Below are 4,528 nucleotides of genomic sequence, written 5' to 3'. Positions count from 1 at the left end.
TTAGCTTTAATATTTAAGGAACTTACCAGACAAAAAAAACCCGGAGTAGCTAGTTACTAACTCTTTATTTTAAAAATTTGACGTTGGGTGACATCTTAAACGTTTTATAAGCGCACTTCAGCTTGTATTAGGTAAGAACCTAGATTTTAAAGGCATAAAGTGCAAATAGTGCGAAAAATTAAACAACAGCACACCAAATATAAGGTTTTCTTGTCATTTTAATCTGCACAGGTTGAGAAGTTATATAAAATAGCTCCACTACTATGATGAGAGAGCTAGCAAAGTGTGTTAAGTAATTTTTTGCATTTTTGTAAGCTATTTGAGTGACACCGTAGGTTACTAGACGATAGAGAATTTTACAAAAATTCATTTCTAACTTACACTACAATTTTAAACCTACAACTTATGTGCAATAGGCTTATAATAAAATCTTTGTCAGTGTTATGCATCTTCTTGTTTGCCTTATACGTAATACTGCCAAATTTCTTTGATAATAAGTTTTTTATCTCAAAAAAGAGAATAAGCTTAGGGCTCGACCTAAAAGGCGGATCATCTTTACTTCTTAATGTAGATTTGGATTTCTATTTCAAAGAAAAGTTGGGTATGTTAGCCGATGAGATAAAAGAAAGCCTGCTGATAAAAAACATTGAATCCAGCGTACAAAGCGGTAAACAAGTAGTTGTGATTTTAAATAATATTGATGACTATAAAAAAGTTTCAGCATTAGTTTATAAAATAAACCCAAATTTAGAGCTGAATAGAAAAAGCACCTTGATTTCTATTTCATACAAGCCTTATTATAAGAATTCTCTAATCAATGAAGTAATTTCAGAGTCGATAAGTAATGTCCAAAGACGTTTAGATAAGCTTGGTACTAAGGAAGTAAGTGTGCAAAAACAAGGACGGAATAAGATATTAGTTCAAGTACCTGGAGTAGAAGATACGGAACAAATAAAATCTCTGCTTGGCAAAACTGCCAAGCTAGCTTTCCATTTAGTAAACACTAACGTAGCCAAAATGCAGGATGTAGACCATAAAACGATTGTCATACTCAAGGATTCTTTAGGCAATTCTTACCCAATATTCCGCAAGACTGAAATAGGCGGTGATTCTCTGGTTAATGCATCAGTTAGATCTGGTTCACTTGGTAAACCAACAGTACATTTTAAATTTGACAGCATAGCGAGTAAAAGATTCGCGAAAATCACTAAAGAAAACGTGGGAAAACCCTTTGCAATTGTTTTAGACAACACAGTTTTAACTGTGCCAACAATACGTGAACCAATTCTAAACGGAGAGGGAGAAATTAGTGGCAATTTCACTGAAAAACAAGCAAGTGAGCTTGCAATACTTTTAAAATCTGGCGCATTGCCAGCACCACTTAAAATAATAGAAGAAAAAAACATTGGTCCAAGTCTTGGAGAAGAGTCAATAAAAGCAGGAGAAATAGCAGTGATAATCTCTATCGTAGCCGTTGCTTTATTTATCATTATCATTTACGGCAAGTTAGGTTTGTTGGCCTCTGTTGCACTGTTTTTTAATGTAATCTCTATACTATTAATTCTCACCTTACTTGAAGCAACTCTTACTCTACCTGGAATTGCCGGCATTGCGCTAACTGTTGGTATGTCGGTAGACGCAAATGTTTTGATATTTGAACGCATTCGTGAAGAAATAAGATCCGGAAAAAGAATAGTTCGCTCTATTGAGGAAGGATTTAAGAATGCAATAAAGACAATCCTTGATTCAAATATCACTACGTTAATTGCTGCTGGGATAATGTTCGTTATTGGCAGCGGAACAATCAGAGGCTTTTCTATTACCTTATCAATAGGGATCTTATGTTCGATGTTTTCTGCAATTACAGTCACAAAACTTCTAATAGAACTATGTGTTGATCCAAAGAAGTTGGTGCTTTAAGTCATTAAGCCCTTGTCTTTACCTTCAACGCTTTAAGGATCAGTTGATCCAAGAGTACTACTAGGTTGTTGTCCATCCTTATCAGATTCCCCTATAGGGTAAGTGTTCTTTTCCTGCTAGGTAAAATATTCCTTTATTTTTTTAACTGCAGGCATGATGACATATTCTGTTACAAGGAAACTTGCAATCAATGCAACAACTTCTATTAATCCACCAAGTTCAGCGGCTAATCCTATATCTAACATTACATTAGGAGTAGTACTTACAGCTGCGCTAAGGCCAACTTCCATTACCATGTCAAAAATATATTCTACACTAAGAAAACTGCACCCTGACTGTTTTTATCTGGTGGTCGATCAAACATTTAAAAAAAATCAAATAGTAAACATATCAAACAGTACAAAAACGTTGTAGAAACAACAGCAGTAATATTACATACAGCAAATGGTGATAAAGACATCAACCCTCTGGTATACAACCTACAAACGCACCTATTACAATACCTAGACTACCTACTATAACTGCTGTATATGTTATATCCAATATAACATCTATTTTATTCCTTGCCGCACTATTCACATCTTCAACACCTAATTAATAACAAAATGTTACTTAATTTTTCCTGATTTACCAAGTAATTCTACCCATCAATCTAATTCCAAAACAGCGAAATTGTTGTATAATGTCACTTTCAAGTTTTGTTTCCAATGCGTAAGTTTGCGATACTCTTTTCTATACTACTTGTAATAGTTGCTTACCATCTAAACAATGAAGTTGTATTTGAAGTAGCAAAGCTATTTAGTGGTATATTTATCAGTCTATTAAAATTAATAAGCTTACCCTTGGTTTTTCTATCTATAGTATCCACAATTTCTGGGCTCAAAGATTCAATCAAAATTAAAATCTTAGTTAAGAAAACACTATTTTATACGCTGCTTACAACTATTATAGCTGCGTTTGTTGCGTTATCATTTTATCTGCTAATAGATCCAGTAAGAAAAAACTTCATAAGTAACACGATAGAAAGTGCAAGCAATAGCAATTATAATTATTTTTCATATTTGAAATCACTCATTCCTTCAAATTTTATGCAAGTTTTTCTCGAAAATAACATTATTGGTGGCATATTGATCGCTTTTTTGATGGGTAGAGCTATTATTTCACTTCCAAAAGGAAAACAAGATATATTACACCAGGTATTCTCTGCACTGTTTGACACGCTACTTAAAATTGCTCAATGGTTATTAAAGTTTATTCCACTTGCTGCATGGTCTTTTATCACATGTTTTTTGCATGAATTAAAAGGTGATAGCGAATTTTATAGTCTTTTGTGGTATTTTGCTTGCATAATGTCTGCAAATTCCGTGCAGGCGTTTCTGATTTTACCGCTACTTATATGGTATAAGGGCATATCACCAATTCGAACACTAAAGGGAGTCATGCCAGCATTGACGCTTGCGTTTTTCTCTAAATCATCCAGTGCAACACTGCCTACAACCATAGACTGCGTGCAAAATAAGCTAAAAGTGCCAAAAAAACTGTCGTCTTTTATTTTACCAATATGCACAACAATCAATATGAATGCATGTGCCACGTTTATTTTGATTACAGTAATGTTTGTTGCAGAGATGAATGGGTGCACATTTTCCCTAAGCGAAATGTTCATATGGACTTTTTTAGCTACAGGCGCTGCAATTGGCAACGCTGGAGTACCGATGGGATGCTATTTTATGGCAACTAGTTATCTCGTATCGATGAACATTCCTCTGTACATTATGGGACTGATTTTGCCTATTTACACGATCATCGATATGTTTGAAACTGCAATAAATGTCTGGTCTGATGTTTGTGTAACCCAGATAATTAATAAAGAATATAATGGTGAAATCCAAAAATGATGTTAGACAAAGAGAACCCAATAATAAAAGAATTCAAGGAAGCCGGAGCGATTTTGCATGGGCATTTTGTGCTGTCATCAGGGCTGCACAGTGATACATACACACAATGCGCTAAGATTTTTGAGAATCCAAGTAGAGCAATGAAAGTCTGTGAGCTACTGGCAAATAAAATAAAAAAAGAGCTAAACAGCTCCATAGATTTAATACTCTCTCCTGCAATTGGTGGGATAATTGTTGGCTATGAGATTGGCAGGCAACTTGGAATGAAAACAATGTTTTGCGAGCGCGTTAATGGCAAGTTTGAACTGCGCCGTGAATTTGAGATTAAACAAGGTGAGAAAATATTACTAGTTGAAGATGTAATAACTACAGGCAAATCTTCACTTGAAGCTGTGAAATGTGCAGAAGATATGGGAGGTAAAGTCGTTGCTGAAGCTTCCCTAATAAAGAGAAATAGTGAAACAAAATTACCTTTTTCTATCATATCTTTACTTGAGCTCAGCATTAAAAATTACAGTGAAGCAGAGCTTCCTGAAGAATTGAAAAAACTGCCTATAATCAAACCAGGGAGCAGAGAATATTTAAGTAATTGTTCAAAGTAATCTTATATCATCTAAGTAGCTCATAGAAATGCAAAAATTTGCTTGACAGGTTTTAATAGTCTTCTTATCATAGTATTAAAGCTATTTATTACTTGTCTTCATGATTTG

General features: G+C 34.3%; 4 protein-coding genes. 3 read left to right on the top strand and 1 reads right to left on the bottom strand.

Going from position 1 to position 4,528, the window contains the following annotated elements:
- Positions 1-405 precede the first annotated feature (405 nt).
- Complete coding sequence (gene secD, locus CCY16_RS01130; RefSeq protein ID WP_088414312.1) at positions 406-1,920, top strand: protein translocase subunit SecD; 1,515 nt, start codon at positions 406-408, stop codon at positions 1,918-1,920.
- 116 nt (positions 1,921-2,036) lie between these two features.
- Here secD and CCY16_RS01125 read toward each other — a convergent pair whose 3' ends face one another.
- A complete protein-coding gene (locus CCY16_RS01125; protein ID WP_088414310.1) occupies positions 2,037-2,216 on the bottom strand; it encodes a hypothetical protein in 180 nt (59 codons plus the stop codon).
- 411 nt (positions 2,217-2,627) lie between these two features.
- Here CCY16_RS01125 and CCY16_RS01120 point away from each other — a divergent pair, with 411 nt between their 5' ends.
- Both CCY16_RS01120 and pyrE read left to right on the top strand, forming a co-directional pair.
- Positions 2,628-3,818 (top strand): dicarboxylate/amino acid:cation symporter, encoded by a 1,191-nt coding sequence (locus CCY16_RS01120; protein WP_088414308.1) that lies wholly within the window; start codon positions 2,628-2,630, stop codon positions 3,816-3,818.
- Complete coding sequence (gene pyrE, locus CCY16_RS01115) at positions 3,815-4,420, top strand: orotate phosphoribosyltransferase (RefSeq protein ID WP_088414306.1); 606 nt, start codon at positions 3,815-3,817, stop codon at positions 4,418-4,420. The genes CCY16_RS01120 and pyrE overlap by 4 nt, the downstream gene beginning before the upstream one ends.
- Positions 4,421-4,528: the final 108 nt, after the last annotated feature.

Origin of the sequence: Wolbachia endosymbiont of Wuchereria bancrofti (assembly GCF_002204235.2) — a bacterium.
Taxonomy (GTDB): Bacteria; Pseudomonadota; Alphaproteobacteria; order Rickettsiales; family Anaplasmataceae; genus Wolbachia.
This window is presented reverse-complemented; position numbering and strand designations above follow the sequence as displayed.